Below are 18,294 nucleotides of genomic sequence, written 5' to 3'. Positions count from 1 at the left end.
TATTTAATTGAACCAGACAGCGTATCTCTTTCTTCGTAGCTCTAAAGCTAGTGTCTTTTCCATCTCAAGTGCTTCTTCTCGGCTATAAATCGGGTTGATATGATTGTAGAGACTTGGTCTTAAATACGAACCATATTTTCTTACCAGATTAGAAGATAGGTTGTGTCCTTTGCTATTTCTGTATCCCGTTTTATGCTGTTCAAACCGTTCTTTGGGGGTTTTGCTGGTCATACCCACATACAGACATTCTAAAACTCCATTAAATTGAGGATTTGCTTCCCTGAATTTTCTGTTCTCCGTGAAGACCTTTTTTGAAAGTTCTATAACATAGATATGATAGGTCGTTTTTGGCAAAGGTTTTTGATTTATGTGTCAATCTTAATCCTAAGAAACAGAATTAGTTTCTTCTACATAAAGGTATTTAAAAACAGTATCAAGAAACTCAGGTAGGTTATAGGGCTTATGAATAATATCATTAATGCCCGAATTGATGATTTCTGTCTTGTTTTCATCAAGTTCTACCGCTGTTAATGCCAATATTGGAATATTCTTATCAAACTTTCTAATATGCCGGGTAGCTTCCATACCATTCATATTGGGCATATGAATGTCCATCAAGATCAAATCAAACTTACTTTCTTTACAGATTTCCAAGGCTTCTGCTCCATCATCGGCTAAAGTTGATTTGATTTGGTGCTTTTCTAACGTTTTCTTGGTTACCTTTTGATTTATTTTGTTGTCGTCAACAATAAGTACATGTTTGACCGAAGCTTCATTGGCTCTTTCCTTGCCATTTAATGAAGATGAATTTTTGGGTATATATGGCGCCGTTGGCTCATAAGCCCTCAAGTTGAGATTGAAAGTAAATTTGGCTCCTTTGCCGGGCGCACTTTCAAGTGAAATTTTACTGCCGTATAGTTTCAAAATTTTCTTGACAATGGTTAGGCCCAGCCCGGTACCTTTATAACTATGGTTCTTATTTTCTATTTGAGTAAACTCTTTAAAAATATCTCCTTGTTTGTCCAGAGGAATTCCAGGGCCATCATCCTTCACTACGAATTCGGTCATAAATCGGTCTTTCTTTGATTTTTTGACCAGCTTTAACTCGAGCCAAATATTTCCATTTTCGGTAAACTTAATAGCATTGCCCACTAGGTTGATAAGCACTTGAGAAAGCCGCACCGGGTCGCCTATTAACTTATTCGGAATTCTATCGTCAATTTCTAAATGTAATTGATTTCCGTTCTGTTGTAGACTTGTTTCGAAGGACCTTAAAATATTTTTTAAAAGCGCATTCATCTCATAAGGCACTTTTGAAAGTGTAATGGCATCGGCATCCATTTTACTTAATAAGAGCACATCATTGATCAGGGCGAGTAGGTAGTCGGCAGAAAATTTAAGCGCATCTAGGTCTTCGGAATACTCTTTCAGGTTCTCATCTTCTTTCAACAATGAAGAAATACCAATGACCCCATAAAGGGGCGTTCTCAACTCATGGCTTACGGTCGAAAGAAATTTGGTCTTTACTTTAGACAATTTCTCGGCCTTTTCCCGGGCAATTTCAAGCTCTTGATTCTTTATTTGTAGGTTGGTAATGTACTTTTTTCGTGTTCTGAAAAAAATGACAACCCCTATCAACGACATAACCAAAATGGCTATGGCAATAATTAGTACGGTGGTTAGCGACCGCGACTTTGATATGAGCTCATCAGAATATTCCTGTTCTTTTAGAGCAACCTGAAGATTCTTTTGTGCTTGGGCCAATTCGAATTTGGCACGAGCTTTTTCGGTTTCTTCCAGTTTTTTTAAGGTATACGCCTTTTGTTTATAGTTGTGATATTTATCTAGGTTTTTAAACGCATTTTCGTAGTTGTAGGTGGCACTATATAGTTTGGCAAGATTCTCATAGGCTTCCAGGGCCAAATCCATATGAGCATCCTCATCCGCTAGAGAAGCGATTTTCTCTAGTTTCAATCGGGCCTGGGTATAGTTTTTCTGTGTTAGATAGTACCGACCGTACAACAAGTCGATATACATTTTGTTTAGCGAATCTATTTGTTTGCCCGATAAAGCCTCGGCCTTTTGAAGAAATTGATATGCCTTTTCAGGAGCATTATTGTCAAGGTGGGTCCAAATCAGGTTAACATAGGTGAGATAAATTTCATTATAATCACCCAGCTTTTCATTAATGGCTATACTCTCTTCAAAATATTGAATCGCCTTGTGATAAGTGTTTTTATTTTCGGAATAAAGAATACCCAGATTCAGTGTTCCCCAGGCGATTAGGCTATCTTTACCGATAGTTCTTGCCAGGGCCAAAGCCTTTTCTGAATAAATTTTTCCTTGGATGCTGTCATCGGTTTCCGTGTAGATTCCTCCTAAAATATCATAACCTAGAAACTCGTATACAGGTCTCTCAAACTCTTTTCCTTTCTCTATAAGCAAAGAGGCGTATTTGATAGCATCTTTATACTGATATACGTCGTATGCTTGGTTTGACCGATCAACGTAAGACTGAAGTGTATCTAATTGCCATTCAGGTTGCTCTTGGGAAATGGCAACACTGGCAAATAAAAAAAAAGCAAAGATTGTGGGGAGCCGTATTACTTTCATAAGTGATGCAGACCCTAGGTGAATGGGGAAGGTCTTTTTTTAATCTACTAATATAAGCATTTGCTATGGAAATGGATAGTAAGATACCCGTGTTTAGAGGTTTGGGTCGAGCTGCTCTACCGACTTAGTCTTCTACATTCACGCCTTCGGTGGTGAACGAGAATGCCTGCGAGCCTAAACCGCCTACCATCACCGCTTGAAACAACGGATTTAGTTTTTTCTTGCCGTACCAATGAATAATAAAATTCGCGCCGCTACCCCCAGAATCGTCTTGCTGTTCGATTACATAATCAATAGTTTCCATGGGGCGCAAATAAATGGTTTGGTCTATATAACTGCGCACCAAATCACCTTGGGTATTGAAGTAATCTATTTTATTGATGAAAAGACTGTCTTTACTACTGGTGTTACGAATGCTCAGCGTTGCGGTAAGTAAGGTTCGCGAATCTCTGGTTTGATTATAGATGTCGGAGTATATCGGAACATAGACTTCATGAATTTTTGAAGGATTTTCCTTTTGGTCTACCTTTCGGTTCAAGGCATGCTCATCTAAAATTTCAATGGTGGCATCGTTCTTTTGATTCTCTTTACAAGAATGAAAAAGTAAAAGCACCGTTACTATTGTTGTTAAATATAAGATGCTTTTACTTTTCATAATACTAGTTGTTTTCTTTGCCTAAATAGGTCTAAGTCGATCGCTTATTCCCACTCGGTATGAAAAATACCCTCTTGGTCCAACCTTTCGTAGGTATGTGAGCCAAAATAATCTCGCTGCGCCTGTATCAGGTTCAACGGAAGACGTGTAGAAGTGTAAGCATCAAAATAGGTCAGTGAATTGGAGAGGCCTGGTAACGGAATTCCATTTTGGGCCGCATGAGCCACCAATTTTCTTGCGGAGTCCACCGTACCTTTTATTTTTTCTACAAATGTCGAAGATAACAATAGGTTGGGTAGATTAGGCTCTTCGTTAAAGGCTTCCGTAATATCGGCCAATAAGGCTGCCCGAATGATACAACCTTCACGCCATATCTTCGCAATAGTGGCAATATCAAGATTGTATTTGTATTCTTTAGATGCATCGGCCAATTGATGAAGACCTTGCGCATAGGTGATAATGAATGAAAAATAAAGCGCTTCCTCAGCTAATTTTTCAAGTTCGTTTTTATCTATTTTTTCGGTTTCAGGCTTATCGTAAAGGTCGTCGGCCTTAATTCTTTCGTCCTTCAAGGCAGAAATTTCACGCATACTGACCGCGATATCTATAGAAGGAACGGGAATACCTAGGTCCATAGCGTTTTGGCTGGTCCATTTTCCCGTACCCTTTTGTTTGGCCTTATCCGAAATTTGGTCTAAAAGTCCTAATTTGCTTAGGTTCAAATCATCTTTTTGGATGAAGATTTTAGAAGTTATCTCTACCAAAAATGATTGAAGACGACCCTCGTTCCATTTGGAATAGACAGTATGTAGTTCTTCGTTTGAGAAATCACCGGCCTTCTTAAGAATATCATAGATTTCAGAGGTCAATTGCATCAAACCGTATTCAATGCCATTGTGAACCATTTTCACGTAGTTTCCTGAAGACTTTGGACCTAAATAGGCTACGCAAGGCTCGCCATTGTATTTGGCGGCTACCGCTTCAAAAATAGGCTTGATATGGTTGTAGGCTGATTTTGAGCCTCCCGGCATGATGCTAGGGCCTAGTCTCGCACCTTTCGCGCCACCTGATACTCCGGCCCCAAAGAAATTGATGGCCTTTTCTTGTAAATACTCTTCACGTCTATCGGTGTCGGTAAAAAATGAGTTTCCACCATCAATGATAATATCGCCACGGTCGATATGGGGCAATAGACTTTCTATGACCGAATCGACAATTTTACCGGCAGGTACCAACAACATGATTTTTCTAGGCTGCTTCAGCGAGCGAACAAATGTTTTTATGCTGGTAGATGCGTTTACTTTAGCTTCATTTCCTCCCTCTTCCTTTAAGGCGTTCACCTTTTCAGCATCTAAATCATGACCATAGGCAGAAAACCCATTGTCAGCTACATTTAATATAAAGTTTCGTCCCATGACACCGAGACCTACTAAACCAAAATCATATTTGTCCTCCATGTGTAAATTTTATTTTGTCTGAAGTGTTCCTTAAACTCTACGGAACCGTTCCAAAATTAAATGAAAATTATGAGACAAAAGATTAAGTTCAGGTAAACTCGTTGGTATTCGCTTTACTTTTAAATACTTTTACGACTTTAATTTTTCCTCCTTAAGATGAATAAAACAGAAAATCAGATTCTTGTGATATTTGGTGCGTCTGGCGACCTTACAGCCAGAAAATTGGTACCTGCACTTTATAATCTATACGTGGCCGACCAGCTACCTGACAATTTTGTAGTGCTTGGCGCCAGTCGCAGTGATATGACCGATACCCAGTTTCGAAACAGGGTGGTTTTAGAAAGCTCTTATTTAAAAGATAAGATCAAAGACCAAGATGCAGACTATATCAACACCTTTGCCAATAAGTTTTTCTACGAAGATCTTGGGGGTAGTTATGATACCGATTACCAACGATTACGTACTAGGGTCGAAGACTTGAAAAACAAATATCAGACTTCAGGTAATATTATTTACTATCTGTCGACCCCGCCAACACTTTATGAAACCATTGCACAGCGTTTGGCCGATGCCGGTATGAGTACCCAAAATCACGGGTGGAAACGATTGGTGGTCGAAAAGCCATTTGGTTATAGTTTGGAGACTGCACAGCAATTAAACAAGGGGCTGCAACAGTTTTTTAAAGAGCATCAGATATACAGAATTGATCACTATCTGGGTAAGGAAACGGTTCAAAACCTTTTGGTGACCCGTTTTGCCAATAGCATATTCGAACCCTTATGGAACCGTAACTATATACACCACGTTGAGATTACGAATGCTGAAAAAGTGGGTGTTGAAAAAAGAGGAGGTTATTACGATAAATCGGGGGCTTTGCGAGATATGTTCCAAAACCATCTGTTACAGATTGTCTCGTTGGTCGTTATGGAACCACCGATTAGTGATGCACCCGAAGATATTCGAGATGAAAAGGTCAAGGCATTGAAGTCTCTTCGAATCATGAACGACGAGCAGACCTTGTTCGATAACACTATTCGTGCGCAATATACCAGTTCAGTAATCGACGGAAAAGAAGTTAAGGGCTACCGTGAAGAGGAGGGAGTCGATAAAAATTCGACCACGGAGACCTATGCCGCTATAAAGTTTTTTGTTGATAACTGGAGGTGGAAAGATATACCTTTCTATGTGAGAACGGCCAAAAGAATGCCAACCAAGGTGACCGAAGTGGTCATTCATTTTAAGACGCCGCATCATCAGATTTTTAAGGATTCTGGTGTGCATGATAAAGATAATAAGCTGATAATCAGAATTCAGCCTGACGAGGGCATTTTGGTGAAATTCGGGGTTAAAGTACCGGGCCAAGGCTTTAAGGTAGAGCGTGCCAACCTAGACTTTTATTACTCAAGTTTGGTAGAGACCCACGTAATGGATGCCTACGAACGATTGTTGCTTGATGCGATGCAAGGCGACGCCACTTTATATGCTAGGGCTGATGAAGTAGAGGCCGCTTGGGAATTTGTTGATCCAATTCTTAAGTATTGGGAAGATGGCAAAGATGTTAGAATGTACGGGTATGCTTCTGGAGTCTGGGGACCAGAAAACTCCAACGACCTAATCGAAGGTATCGGTGAATGGCGTAACCCAGGGCCTAATCTAACCGATGACCCAGGCTTTTGCGTCATCTGCTAACCAATACAGTATTGATTTTATAAAGAGAATATGGAATTAAAGATATATAAAGACAAACAGGAAGTAGCGGCGGAGTTTTCTAACTTTTTTGCTGATAAAGTGAACGAAAGTGATTCTTTACATGTGGCGCTGTCCGGCGGAAGTACTCCTAAAATTGTTTTTGATGTACTTGCCAGGGAGTTCGGTTCTGATTTAGATTGGAACAAAGTTCATTTCTATTGGGGCGATGAACGCTGTGTTCCTCCGACCGATGATGAAAGTAACTATAAAATGACTGTAGAGCACTTGCTTTCAAAAATTGAAATTCCCGAAGAGAATATACACCGAATAAAAGGTGAAAATGAGCCAAAGGGCGAAGCTGTTCGGTATTCTGAAGTTATAGAGCAATATCTAGCGGAATCAAACGGTATTCCCGCATTCGATTTGGTCATTCTTGGTATGGGCGATGATGGCCACACAGCCTCTATTTTTCCGCATGAGATTGATCTTTGGCACTCAGAAAAGACTTGCGAAGTAGCCGTTCATCCAGATTCTGGTCAAAGACGGATCACCATAACCGGCAAAATTATCAATGCGGCTGCTACGGTTGCTTTTTTGGTAACAGGAGAAGGTAAAGCTGAAAAAGTGGGTGAAATTGTTCGAAGAACAGGAAGCTTTAAAGATTATCCGGCAACCTTGGTAGCACCTACATCGAACAATCTATACTGGTTTTTAGATGATGCGGCGGCGGCTAATCTGAGTTAAGAGAGAGTCTCGGAAAAGGCTTGAAGGCCAACATTTAATGCAACGAAAGTTTTACATTTTCATCTTTTAGGCCTTCTAGATGCTCTTTCATGTTAAAGTGCGAGCTTTCAAATTGAGTGTCTCTGATAAAGGCTTCTTCCTTTCTTTTCTTGCTTCTGGCAAAGCGTCTTACTCCCTGCTCGTTTTCTAAAATTAAACCGGGAATGGAAATACTCTTGCCATCTTCATCTTTGGCAACCATAGTGAAGTAAGAAGAATTGCAGTGCCTTTTGGTGCCTTTGGTAATGTTTTCCGATTCAACGCGAACGCCCACCACCATTGAGGTTCTACCTGTATAGTTGATAGAGGCCCTTAAGGTCAAAAGTTCGCCTACCTCCACAGGATGTAAAAAATCTACCCGGTTTACAGAGGCGGTAACACAATAACATTGCGAATGTTTGGAGGCACAGGCAAAAGCAATTTGGTCCATCAGGTTCAGTATATGGCCCCCATGTACTTTACCTCCGAAGTTGGAGTGGGAAGGTAACATCAATTCGGTTATGGAAACCCGTGATTCGTGGGCACTTTTAAATTCTTGCATCAGTTTCTAAAATGAGGGGATTGCTCTTTTTCGACTTTTGTAATAAAGTATTTGGTGTCTCCTAGCCAAAAGAAGGTAGCAAAGCGTTCGGTATAATAAAGTTTTACGTATTGACCCTGATATTCTTGTAACTGATCGATAACCTCTTTATCCTTATCCAAAATGGAAAAGGAAAATATTTGCGCTCCGGAAATACCTTGACTGATTTCTCCTTCCCAAGTTTTGACAAGAACACCTTTGTGACTGATTTTTATGAGTTCACCGGAGCGAATGCCATCACTATAGGGAACAAAATATATAAAGGCATAAACCAGGGCAAAAAGGGCCAGAATAATGCCGAGAGTTATTAACAACGATTTTTTCATAAAGCGGATTACTTAGAAATTAACTGAAATTGGTACTAAGTTTAAAGGTTGAGTCTTCCTGAGGTGCCCGATTCGGTTTCCATATCCTCAAAATCATCATCTTTCGCCCTTTTTAAAATTGGCTCTGGCAATGACTTTTTGGCTTTTGCCCCCATTTTTTTGAGTTTCTGAATGCTGGTAATGATGTTTCCTCGACCCTCGAACAATTTGTTCATGGCCCCTTTGTATTCCGATTTGGCATCGTCCATTTTTTTGCCCACTTTGGTCAAGTCAGATACAAAGCCTTCAAATTTATCGTATAAGGCGCCCGCTTGCCGAGCTATTTCTATCGCATTCCGTTGCTGTTTTTCATTGTTCCACATACTGTCAATGGTACGTAAAGTGGCCAATAAGGTCGATGGCGTAACTATGACGATATTTTTTTCAAAAGCCTTGTTGTAAAGGGTATTATCATTGTTGATGGCAATGGCAAAAGCAGGTTCAATAGGTACGAACATCAACACAAAATCAGGACTATCCATTTCGTAAAGATCCTCATATTTTTTGGCCGATAATTGGTCGACATGTTTGCGAAGCGAGTTGATGTGGTCTTTTAAAAATCTCTCTTTAAACTCGTCTTCTGCATTTACAAAACGTTCATAATCGGTCAGTGACACCTTAGAATCGACTATCATTTTCTTTCCATCGGGAAGATTGATAATCACATCGGGCAAAACCCTAGTTCCATCTTCACGTGTAAAACTTTGCTGTACGGAATATTCCCTATCTTTTTCAAGACCTGATTTTTCAAGAACGCGCTCTAAGACCAATTCCCCCCAATTACCTTGCATTTTACTATCCCCTTTAAGGGCTTTTGTCAAGTTTTCTGCCTCTTGTGTAATTTTAAGGTTTTGAGTCTGAAGGTTCAATAACTGCTCTTTTAAGGCAGAATGTATGCTTATATTCTCTTTCTGACTTTCTTCAACCTTTTTCTCAAAGAGTTGAATCTTTTCATTAAGAGGAGTCAGTATATCTTTGATATTCTTTTCGTTACGTTCGGTAAACTTTAGGCTCTTTTCTTCCAGTATTTTATTGGCCAGGTTTTCAAACTCTTTGGTGAACCTTTCTTGAAGTTTCTCAACTTCCAATTTCTGTTCGCGATTTTTTGCCTCCAGATTTTCTAAATCTGCTTGGTACCTTACAATTTGATTGCCCAGTTGTTCTTTCTCACCTTGCAGGTTCAATCTATGTTCTTCAGCTTCCCTCAGGCGCTGTTCCATAGAGGAAAGATTGGCGTGTAGTTGCTGTTCTCTTTCTTCAAGCGCACTTTGGCTCGATTTGGTCTTTAATGATTGTATGTAAACCCCTAAAAAATAGCCTAGAAAGATACAGGCAAGGCCAATCAAGAGGTATATGAGATATTCGTTCATTTGTTGTACCTAGTGTTCGAAGTAAAGATACAAGTTTGACGGAAAAGGTAATCAACCTTCTTACGTTACTTTTTGATCTTAAAGGTGCCTGTTTCAGGGTCGAAAACTACGGTATCTTTTGGGAAGATATTCTCAAAAGACTTGTTTTCAATTAATTCACAAGGTTGGCCAAAAGGGTTGTTCTGACCATCAAGTAAAATCATTTTATCACATAATTGAATGGCCATATCTATTTCATGAGTGGTGTAAATGATGGTCTTTTGAGTGTTTTTGGCTATTTCTTTCAATAGCTTTAATATTCTAACCTTATGAAAGAGGTCTAAATGGGTAGTGGGCTCATCTAGTAGTATGATGGAAGTGTCTTGAGCCAATGCCCTGGCAATCATCACCCGTTGTAGCTGGCCATCGCTTAACTCGTAACATTTCTTATGTTGGATGGACTCTAGGTCGAGATTGACAATGGCATTTTTCACTTGAATTTTGTCATCTTCGGTAAGAGTACCTATCCAGTTGGTATAGGGTTGTCGCCCCAACATGACCAGTTCCAATACAGAAAGATTTTTAGAGGCCAGCGACTCGGTCAAAACCACGCTCATCTTTGTGGCCAGCTCTAAAGAATTGTAGGAACCAATTTCCAGTCCATCTACTAAAACACTTCCAGAAATATGATTTTGCATGTGGGCCAGCGTTCTCAGCAATGTCGACTTTCCGACACCATTGATTCCAATAATTGAGGTGAAATCACCTGTATTTAACGAAAAATCAATATTACTAACAATAGGTACACCCTTGTAACCAATTGATAGTGCTTTTGCTTCCATTGACTTATGTTCGCTCGCTTGCCCTTTCATTAAAAAACCATTTTTCTTTTTCGAAGTAAAAGCCAAATAACTACGGGTGCACCTATGATACTGGTAATAGCGTTGATGGGTAAAACGCTTTCCGAGCCCGGTAGCTGAGCCACCGTATCACAAATTAAAAGTACAATTGCGCCGAAAAGTATGACCGCCGGAACCAAAACTCGGTGATTGGTCGTTTTAAAAATTTGTCTTGCCAAGTGTGGCACTGCAAGCCCTAAGAATGCTATGGGGCCGGCAAATGCCGTAACGCTTCCGGCCAACAAACCCGTTGCCAGAATTATCATATATCGTGATTTTTTGAGATGAATACCCATAGTTTTTGCATAGCTTTCTCCTAAAAGCAGGGTGTTCAAAGGTTTTATACATAAAATACTCAATAAAATTCCGATAACTGTTAAGGATGCTAAAATGGACAATTGTCCCCAAGTTAAATTTCCTACAGAACCGAACGACCAATAAACGTATTGTTGAAGTTTTTCTGCCTGGGTAAAATAGGATAGTACGCTTACCACCGCCCCCGTAATACTACCAAACATGAGACCAATGATTAAAAGGGCCATGGTATCCTTAACCTTTGAGGCTACGATCACCACGGCAAAAAGCACAAGAAAGCTACCGATACTAGCGGCTATGGCCAGAGAAATATCGTTTATATATGCAATGGAAACGTAGCTGGTTATGAACGAAGAGCCCATAATCAATAAGGCCGCACCTAAACTTGCCCCAGAACTAATACCGAGTACAAACGGACCTGCCAAAGGATTTCTAAACAGGGTTTGCATCAACAGCCCGCTTAATGCAAGAGCGGCTCCCGATAACATTGCTGTAATGGCCTTGGGTATTCTGTAATTGATAATAATGTATTCCCATGAAGAATTTTCGATGGTAGATCCAAAAAGAATCGAGAAGATATGCTTGAAGGGAATGGTTACAGAGCCCAAACTGATATTCAGCACAAAAGCACCCATCAATAAAAATGCAAGAATTATAAATGAAGTGCTATGTGTTTTTAATGGCATCACCTATTGTAAAGGTTTGAAAAAGTAGAGTTGGTGGTCAGGTAGAACTTCAGGGTGAAAAATATGAATGAGGTCTTTAAGAACCATATCGGGTCTATTAGGTGCCAATTCATAATACAACAAACCACCCATGGGGCCTTTTGCGATAGTATTTGAGTATACCGATTTGTTTTTGAAGGCATCAAATTGGCCGTAATGGCGGTTTGCCTCCAGCATTTCATTGTAACCGACATGCATAGAAGGGTTCAGCCAAAATTCAGCAGTTTTTGCCTTTTCCAAAACAGATTCTAAGCTTAATGAGAGTCCGCCGGTTTCTTTGCTATCGGCCCAAAGGTAGTCTGCTTTGGCATCCTTTAAAAATTGAGACATCCAACTGTTTCCACCGGCTACGTGCCACACGTCTTTATAGAGCCCTCCCGTTAGTACCGTTGGTCTTTTAGAAACGTTTTCGACCAATTTTTTGGTCTCTAGGTAAGAATACTCGATATCCTTAAAAATGGAATCTGCTTTTTGTTCCAGCTCAAAGAACGGAGCAAAGAACTTGATCCATTCGGCTTTTCCGAGAGGGGAGTTCTCCGTCCAATCTCCATTATAAACTATAGGAATATTAGATCTCTCAATGGTCTGATAGGCTTTATTTTGATTGTTGATGCCAAAGCCTACAACAACTTCTGGTCGCAGCTCTATGACCATTTCGGTATTGATCGATTCGTTGCTGCCCAATTCTTTTATAGCGCCATTGCTTATTCTCTTTCTCGTTTCCATAGAAGAAATAAGCGAGGTATTGGGGAAACCAACCAATGTTTCGCTCACCCCAAGGGCTTCTAGAGAAGGAATGTGTGTGGTAGAAGTTACGACCATTCTTTCTACAGGTACAGGTATTATAGCATCGTAGGCATTGCGATCTAAAGTGATTGCAGCTAGTTTCGTTTTTGGAACCAGGGCATAAGAATACACTTTCTCGGCACCTACCCACGCCGAAGATACTTTTAAAACAGTTATATCCCCCGACCTTTCAATTTCAAAACCGGTGGCATAGCTGACAACCTCGTTTGTTGGGTCAATTTCAGATGGAGATTCTTTTTTATTGTCACTTTTACATGAAAAGAAAAAAATCAATAGGGCAGCGAGAAACAGATTTTTCAAGATAGTACGATTAATGCCTTCAAAAGTAGTATTATTTGATCTTTCGAATAAAAGATTAAACAAAATGTTTATTTTCGCCGCGAATATGGTTGCTATCTTTTTAGAGAGGATAGGATTAAAAGGGAATCCGGTGTAAATCCGGAACTGTTCCCGCAACTGTGAGCTTTGCCCGTGGGTGGCCGACATTACTTCAAAACCACTGATTAGATTCAGTTCTAATTGGGAAGGTAAATGACGGTACGCAAGTCAGGAGACCTGCCAAATTCGTTAACCCTTATTTGTTTGACTTTCGGGTAAAAAGTCTTTCATGGTATGAACTATTTACAGCGTTTACTTTTGGTCGGCCTCTTGCTGTTCGGTAAGCAAGTTTTTGGGCAAACGGACAGTGTTACGGTGCTCGATGAAGTTATCTTGACAGATGTAAGGCTCTTGCATTTTTCCAATAATAACACAACCGTATTAAAAGATTCTGTGCTAAAAAGAAACGGTAGTTCCCTAACCGATTTACTTCAATTCAATTCAGGTATTTATTTAAAAGAAAACGGATTGGGTATGGTTTCATCCCCGTCATTTCGGGGCACGAATGCCTCACAAACGGCAGTGGTATGGAACGGAATCAATATTAATTCTCTGTTGACGGGTCAGGTCGATTTTAACACTATTGTACCAAGCAATTACGATGATGTACAGATAAGAAAGGGTGGTGGTAGTGTACAGTTTGGCAGTGGAGCAATCGGCGGAAGTATTCACCTTCAAGATCAAATACAATTCAATTCCGGTCTTGAAAATGAAATAGAATTGTTCTATGGAAGTTTTGAAACCCGAGGGGTCGATTACAGGATTTCGAAGGGTTCGGATCAATTTACTTTCGGCTTTGGGGTGAACTACAGGGCTTCTGAAAACGACTATAAATATTTGGGCACGGACCAAAAGAATGAAAATGGTGATTTTGAGACCATCAACATTAATGGAAAAGTCGGATATAAGATATCTGATAAGCAGCTTTTAAAATTCTATCACCAAACCTTTCTTGGGGACCGGAATTTTTCCGGCACTTTAACGGCACCATCAAACTCTAAGTATAAAGATTACAATACTAGAAACCTTTTGGAGTGGAATCACTTTAAAAATAATCAGGTGCAAAGGTTAAAAGTGGGCTATCTGTACGAGAAGTATAAATATTTCGGAAACAATGATAGACCGGAATTCAGTTTCGGACAAACGAATACTTTCTTGGCAAACTACGATTATAAGATTACGGTCAAGAATTTGATTTTTGATGCGATTGCCGATTTTAACCATGTAAACGGTAAGGGGTCTTCGGTTGCAGATGCTAAAAGAAACACATTTGCGGGTACATTACTTTTTAAGCACAATGTCTCCAGTAATTTAAGTTATGACTTGAATATCAGAAAAGAGTTTGTGAACGATTTCGATAGTCCGTTGGTGTACGCCTTGAATTTAGAGTATCGGCCAAATAAAAAAAATATCCTTTACGTAAATGGATCTAAAAATCATAGGGTTCCTACTTTTAATGAAATTTACTGGATTACTGGCGGAGGCTCTAGCGGTAACCCCGAAATTCTTCCTGAATCTTCGTATCAACTTGAAATCGGTCACGCCTTGCTTTACAGCAAGTGGCAATTTAAAGGGGCCGCCTATTATATTTCTTCGGAGGATCGTATTCAATGGAGACCTAATGATTCAGGGATATGGACACCCATCAACATAAGTGAAGCAAGCAATTACGGTCTAGAAGTTTCCTTTAAATACGCAGAAAGCTGGGGACAACATCATTTGGTATGGGATAGCGGCTATTTCTATACGCAAGCCAGAAATGATGAAACCAACAACGATCTAATGTATGTGCCAAAGCACAAAGCGACCTCCAATATAAGTTGGAGTCATCTTAATTGGAAGTTGTTTTATCAACTTTTCTATAACGGCAGTGTTTATACCACTTCTGATAATTCTGATGAGCTACCTGACTATTCCGTATCCAATTTGGGGGTGTCAAGAGAGTTTAAATTGAATAAAGATTTAGACTTCACAGCGAAGTTTCAACTAAATAATATCTGGAACAAAAATTACCAAAATGTGGCCTTTAGACCCATGCCCGGTAGAAATATGCAACTAAAATTAAATCTAAACTTTTAAAAATATGAAAATGAAATTCAATAAACTGTCCGTTTTAGTGGTATTATCCACTTTGTTCGTCACTGGTTGTTCAGATGATGATAACGCACCCATAATCGATGAAACACCGATAGAAGAAGAACCCCCTGTGGAAGAAGAGCCACCAGTCGAAGAGGAAACCCCAGATGCATACGAAAACGGTATATTAATTGCCAATGAAGGCCCTTTTAATAATGGAACGGGAACCGTCACATTTATATCAGAAGACCTTTCCGTAACCGAACAAGATATATTTAATAAGGTAAATGATGAAGACTTGGGTAATATAGTTCAATCAATGGCCTTCAATGATTCCATAGCCTATATCGTGGTCAACAACTCCCATAAAATTCAAGTGGTGAATAGGTATACTTTTGAAAGCGTAGCTGTAATTGAAGAAGATTTACTGAACCCGCGCTATTTTACCGTTTCCAATGGCAAAGGTTATGTCACCAATTGGGGTGACACCTCGGATGAGGAAGACGATTTTATAGCAATCATAGATTTAGAAGGTCATACAGTAACAAATACCATACCTGTAGAATTAGGGCCAGAGTCAATTTCGGCTAATGAGAATTATGTATATGTAGCCCATCAAGGAGCCTACGGACAAAATAATAAAGTATCTGTTATCGACCCAACGACAGACTCCGTTTTAAAAACCATTGAAGTAGGTGATTTGCCCAACTCAATGCAATGGGATGCGCAAGGTAATCTTTGGGTACTTTGCGGAGGAGCCCCTTCTTACGCCGCTGAGGAAACAAATGGGGCATTGGTTCAGATTGATGCAACTACCAATGAGATAAGCCAAACTTTTGATTTTACGACCATTCAACACCCGGGAGGTTTGAATATTGATGGAAACGAGCTGTATTATGCATTAGCTGGTGGCGTATACTCAATTAGCACAGATGCTACTGAATTACCGACAGAACCTTATATAGATGGTGTTTCTTTCTATTCAATGACCGTTAATGAAGGTAAGTTGTACGGTACCGATGCCAAGGATTATGCCAGTCAAGGAGATTTACTTATTTATGACTTGGAAACTAAAACATTGACGAACACTCTTGCTGCAGGTATTATTCCTACAGGAGTTTATTTCAATTGATGGATTCGCTTAAAGCTTGCTCTTTTCTACCGGCTGTTACCCAAATGATGTATGACTTGGGTCTTCAAGAGCATTTGAAGGGAGTTACCTTTGAATGTCCGGAAATCGCCTTGCGGGAAAAAATGCCGGTGGTTAGATGTGTGCTTGAGGGGAAAAATTATTCGAGCAAACAGATAGATACCTTTTTTACCGAAAGCAAAAAGGAAGGTAAGAAGCTGTATTATGTAGAGGAGGACCTACTGCACGAAATAGCGCCAGATATTGTTTTTACCCAAGAGGTCTGTGATGTTTGCCAAATCGATTTGGAATGTACCATGCAGGCAGTTTCCAAACTTCCGGTGCAGCCACAGGTAATATCGATTAGCCCGCAGGGTCTTGATGATGTATTTGAAAATGCATTGACTATAGCGAAAGCTTTTGATAGGGAAGAACTGGCCTATGATTATTTAGGAAAACTTGATAAGCGAATTGATGCCGTAGTAGATGCATTGCGAAAGGCCAAAGTAAGAACAAAAAAGGTACTTCTTTTAGAGTGGTTGAACCCAATTTATAACTGTGGCCATTGGATACCCCATCAGATTGGTCTGGCTGGGGGTGTAGATATGTTATCACATCCTTCAGGCGACAGTACGGTTACCCCTTGGGAGAAGATTAAGCAATATGACCCAGAGGTAATCGTGATAGCACCTTGCGGTTTTAGTGTAGAGAGAACTTTCAAAGAAATGCATACGCTCTTATTACAAGAAGGCTGGCCCTCTTTAAAGGCGGTCAGGTCAAACAATGTGTTTGTGGCCGATTTTGAGCTTTTTACACAGTCATCGGCAAGAACGTTGGTTGATGGTATTGAGCTTCTAGCGGGATTATTTCACCCGAAAGCCATTTCAATTCCCTCGAGGTTACGAGCGAGGTACAAACGATTTTATGAATAGAAAAGGCCCTTTTTAAGGGCCTTTTATCTTTTACCAAATTACCGGAGGATCGCTAATAAACATATTATCTTTTAGCGGATCGTACATTTTAGAATTGGTAATAGGTTTTGCAGGTAGTTGCACATCGAAAGCTCTTTTAGCGGATGTTCCTGAAATTTCGCTTAATGCCCTTTCTAAAAGGGGTTCGTTTAAATCGCCCAATACTCCCAAATTGGTCAAATCTTCATCTAGTTCAATATCGGGGGTCAGACCGGCAGTATAATCGGAAAATCCATCGGCATTTTCGTTTCGACCCAAGAGAGGCTGTATGGCCCATCGGTTTTTAGAACTAATCTTACTGGTTCTTTCTGGGCTATAAATGTAATTATTGTCTCTATCATCTACCAAGGTGGTGGAAAACTCGTTCTTTCCTCGAGTCGTCTCACCAATTTGAATAACATCAACATAAGGCTCAAGACCATTAATGACCAATTCACTGGCAGAAGCAGAACCCGTAGTCGTTAAGATGTAGACTTTATTTAAATTCAAAGAATTGATTTCGGTTCCTTTCTTGGTTTTATTGGCAAAATACCGTTTCAGGTCGGTGCCGCTATCCTCAAGAACCTTTTGATATTTATCGTTATATCGGGCCTTTAAAAATACATCTTTGGTATTGGTGCCATAAATCATACTTGAAAGTAAAATAGCGGTATTTACCGAACCGCCCGAGTTATAGCGTAGATCTAAGACCAAATCGGTCACTCCGTTTGATTTGAACCTCCCAAAAATAGCATTGAGTTCTTCGTCGAATTCATCTATGAAGCCTGTATATACCAAGTAGCCTATTTTCGAAGACCCCATCTCAATAATCTCGTTCAAAAAAATGGGATTTTCTTGTAAACCGACCTCTTTTGTTAGAGTTATTTCTGTTTCATTCGCTACAACCTCTCCATCTACTATATCGCCCATAGTAAGGGTGTAGGTATCACTTTCACCAAATAATAATGAAGAATAATTGGTGTCGGTCAAAGTGGTTCCGTTGACGGCGGTGAAAATATCGCCTCTTTTGATGGGTTTGGCGGCAGCATCTGAATTTTCAATGATATACTGTACATATCCAAAAACTTCGTTTGAACCTTGAATACGAACAAGACCGAATATGAGTCCATTGCTTTTGGTGATGCCCGATAATGACTGTGTAAGTGTTACATAGTCATCGGAGTAGAAGCTAAAACGGTCTTCGGAAAAGAGTAATTGATTGTCGAAAAAGGCGCCTGGTTCACTTTCCGATTGTAAAAATTCAGTGTAAGCAGCAGAACCTTCAGAGGTATCAGGAAATCTGGAATCGGAAAGGTTTTCAACATCCTCTTGCCAGAAATACCAGAAGTTCATGGCCTTCCACATAAAATCTTGTACTTCTACTCCTGCTGCGGGATCTGGATCAACCGTATCAGGAATTGAAAAATCATCATCTTGAACACACGAAACAAATAATAAAAGGGGAATCACCAGCCCCCAGGTGAAATTCTTCATCAATTAAATTTTAAGGTCAGAATGAAATAA

The 18,294-nt window shown here is 39.9% G+C and carries 16 protein-coding genes and 1 riboswitch; of the genes, 5 read left to right on the top strand and 11 right to left on the bottom strand.

The window, feature by feature from the left end:
• Positions 1-3 precede the first annotated feature (3 nt).
• The 4 genes from IL356_RS11770 to gndA all read right to left on the bottom strand — a co-directional run bounded on the left by IL356_RS11770 (position 4) and on the right by gndA (position 4,725).
• Entirely contained in the window at positions 4-354 is a 351-nt protein-coding gene (locus tag IL356_RS11770; RefSeq protein WP_121848817.1) for a ribose-5-phosphate isomerase, read from the bottom strand.
• A gap of 30 nt (positions 355-384) precedes the next feature.
• Positions 385-2,613 carry a tetratricopeptide repeat-containing hybrid sensor histidine kinase/response regulator gene (locus IL356_RS11765; protein WP_121848818.1) on the bottom strand — a complete coding sequence of 743 codons (2,229 nt, stop codon included), beginning with the start codon at positions 2,611-2,613 and terminating at the stop codon, positions 385-387.
• A 124-nt stretch (positions 2,614-2,737) separates the two neighbouring features.
• The gene (locus IL356_RS11760) at positions 2,738-3,268 is read right to left on the bottom strand and encodes a DUF3124 domain-containing protein (RefSeq protein ID WP_121848819.1); all 531 of its coding nucleotides are present in this window, start codon (positions 3,266-3,268) and stop codon (positions 2,738-2,740) included.
• Positions 3,269-3,312: 44 nt separating this feature from the next.
• Positions 3,313-4,725, bottom strand: a complete 1,413-nt coding sequence (gndA, locus tag IL356_RS11755; protein WP_121848820.1) for an NADP-dependent phosphogluconate dehydrogenase — start codon at positions 4,723-4,725, stop codon at positions 3,313-3,315.
• 156 nt (positions 4,726-4,881) lie between these two features.
• Here gndA and zwf point away from each other — a divergent pair, with 156 nt between their 5' ends.
• Both zwf and pgl read left to right on the top strand, forming a co-directional pair.
• A complete protein-coding gene (gene zwf, locus IL356_RS11750; RefSeq protein ID WP_121848821.1) occupies positions 4,882-6,414 on the top strand; it encodes a glucose-6-phosphate dehydrogenase in 1,533 nt (510 codons plus the stop codon).
• Positions 6,415-6,444: 30 nt separating this feature from the next.
• Complete coding sequence (gene pgl, locus IL356_RS11745) at positions 6,445-7,158, top strand: 6-phosphogluconolactonase (protein WP_121848822.1); 714 nt, start codon at positions 6,445-6,447, stop codon at positions 7,156-7,158.
• 34 nt (positions 7,159-7,192) lie between these two features.
• Here pgl and IL356_RS11740 read toward each other — a convergent pair whose 3' ends face one another.
• From IL356_RS11740 to IL356_RS11715, 6 genes are all read right to left on the bottom strand, one after another.
• Positions 7,193-7,738, bottom strand: a complete 546-nt coding sequence (locus tag IL356_RS11740; protein WP_192466547.1) for an acyl-CoA thioesterase — start codon at positions 7,736-7,738, stop codon at positions 7,193-7,195.
• Positions 7,738-8,103, bottom strand: a complete 366-nt coding sequence (locus IL356_RS11735) for a 6-phosphogluconate dehydrogenase (protein ID WP_121848824.1) — start codon at positions 8,101-8,103, stop codon at positions 7,738-7,740. The genes IL356_RS11740 and IL356_RS11735 overlap by 1 nt, the downstream gene beginning before the upstream one ends.
• Positions 8,104-8,144: 41 nt before the next feature.
• Positions 8,145-9,512: a DNA recombination protein RmuC gene (gene rmuC / locus IL356_RS11730; protein WP_121848825.1), complete on the bottom strand. Its 1,368-nt coding sequence runs from the start codon at positions 9,510-9,512 to the stop codon at positions 8,145-8,147.
• A 65-nt stretch (positions 9,513-9,577) separates the two neighbouring features.
• Positions 9,578-10,363, bottom strand: coding sequence for an ABC transporter ATP-binding protein (locus IL356_RS11725; RefSeq protein WP_121848826.1), 786 nt, complete (start codon positions 10,361-10,363; stop codon positions 9,578-9,580).
• Positions 10,363-11,391 carry a FecCD family ABC transporter permease gene (locus tag IL356_RS11720; protein ID WP_121848827.1) on the bottom strand — a complete coding sequence of 343 codons (1,029 nt, stop codon included), beginning with the start codon at positions 11,389-11,391 and terminating at the stop codon, positions 10,363-10,365. Before IL356_RS11720 ends, IL356_RS11725 begins: the two co-directional genes overlap by 1 nt.
• Before the next feature lie 3 nt (positions 11,392-11,394).
• Positions 11,395-12,537, bottom strand: coding sequence for an ABC transporter substrate-binding protein (locus tag IL356_RS11715; protein WP_225621472.1), 1,143 nt, complete (start codon positions 12,535-12,537; stop codon positions 11,395-11,397).
• Positions 12,538-12,606: 69 nt separating this feature from the next.
• A riboswitch (cobalamin riboswitch) is annotated at positions 12,607-12,814 on the top strand.
• A gap of 35 nt (positions 12,815-12,849) precedes the next feature.
• Here IL356_RS11715 and IL356_RS11710 point away from each other — a divergent pair.
• Genes IL356_RS11710 through IL356_RS11700 form a run of 3 tightly spaced genes read left to right on the top strand, consistent with a single transcriptional unit; the run spans position 12,850 to position 16,752 of the window.
• Positions 12,850-14,694: a TonB-dependent receptor plug domain-containing protein gene (locus IL356_RS11710; protein ID WP_121848828.1), complete on the top strand. Its 1,845-nt coding sequence runs from the start codon at positions 12,850-12,852 to the stop codon at positions 14,692-14,694.
• A 10-nt stretch (positions 14,695-14,704) separates the two neighbouring features.
• Entirely contained in the window at positions 14,705-15,823 is a 1,119-nt protein-coding gene (locus IL356_RS11705; protein ID WP_162987883.1) for a YncE family protein, read from the top strand.
• Positions 15,823-16,752: an ABC transporter substrate-binding protein gene (locus IL356_RS11700; protein ID WP_121848830.1), complete on the top strand. Its 930-nt coding sequence runs from the start codon at positions 15,823-15,825 to the stop codon at positions 16,750-16,752. The genes IL356_RS11705 and IL356_RS11700 overlap by 1 nt, the downstream gene beginning before the upstream one ends.
• Before the next feature lie 30 nt (positions 16,753-16,782).
• Here IL356_RS11700 and IL356_RS11695 read toward each other — a convergent pair whose 3' ends face one another.
• Entirely contained in the window at positions 16,783-18,264 is a 1,482-nt protein-coding gene (locus tag IL356_RS11695; RefSeq protein WP_121848831.1) for a S41 family peptidase, read from the bottom strand.
• Positions 18,265-18,294: the final 30 nt, after the last annotated feature.

It is taken from the genome of Euzebyella marina, from assembly GCF_014855515.1.
Lineage (GTDB): Bacteria > Bacteroidota > Bacteroidia > Flavobacteriales > Flavobacteriaceae > Euzebyella > Euzebyella marina.
This window is presented reverse-complemented; position numbering and strand designations above follow the sequence as displayed.

Bases quoted from the DNA above. Each gene is read 5' to 3' on its own strand.
- IL356_RS11765 (WP_121848818.1), bottom strand. From the start codon at position 2,613: ATGAAAGTAATACGGCTCCCCACAATCTTTGCTTTTTTTTTATTTGCC.
- IL356_RS11760 (WP_121848819.1), bottom strand. From the start codon at position 3,268: ATGAAAAGTAAAAGCATCTTATATTTAACAACAATAGTAACGGTGCTT.
- gndA (WP_121848820.1), bottom strand. From the start codon at position 4,725: ATGGAGGACAAATATGATTTTGGTTTAGTAGGTCTCGGTGTCATGGGA.
- zwf (WP_121848821.1), top strand. From the start codon at position 4,882: ATGAATAAAACAGAAAATCAGATTCTTGTGATATTTGGTGCGTCTGGC.
- pgl (WP_121848822.1), top strand. From the start codon at position 6,445: ATGGAATTAAAGATATATAAAGACAAACAGGAAGTAGCGGCGGAGTTT.
- IL356_RS11740 (WP_192466547.1), bottom strand. From the start codon at position 7,738: ATGCAAGAATTTAAAAGTGCCCACGAATCACGGGTTTCCATAACCGAA.
- IL356_RS11735 (WP_121848824.1), bottom strand. From the start codon at position 8,103: ATGAAAAAATCGTTGTTAATAACTCTCGGCATTATTCTGGCCCTTTTT.
- rmuC (WP_121848825.1), bottom strand. From the start codon at position 9,512: ATGAACGAATATCTCATATACCTCTTGATTGGCCTTGCCTGTATCTTT.
- IL356_RS11725 (WP_121848826.1), bottom strand. From the start codon at position 10,363: ATGAAAGGGCAAGCGAGCGAACATAAGTCAATGGAAGCAAAAGCACTA.
- IL356_RS11720 (WP_121848827.1), bottom strand. From the start codon at position 11,391: ATGCCATTAAAAACACATAGCACTTCATTTATAATTCTTGCATTTTTA.
- IL356_RS11710 (WP_121848828.1), top strand. From the start codon at position 12,850: ATGAACTATTTACAGCGTTTACTTTTGGTCGGCCTCTTGCTGTTCGGT.
- IL356_RS11705 (WP_162987883.1), top strand. From the start codon at position 14,705: ATGAAATTCAATAAACTGTCCGTTTTAGTGGTATTATCCACTTTGTTC.
- IL356_RS11700 (WP_121848830.1), top strand. From the start codon at position 15,823: ATGGATTCGCTTAAAGCTTGCTCTTTTCTACCGGCTGTTACCCAAATG.
- IL356_RS11695 (WP_121848831.1), bottom strand. From the start codon at position 18,264: ATGAAGAATTTCACCTGGGGGCTGGTGATTCCCCTTTTATTATTTGTT.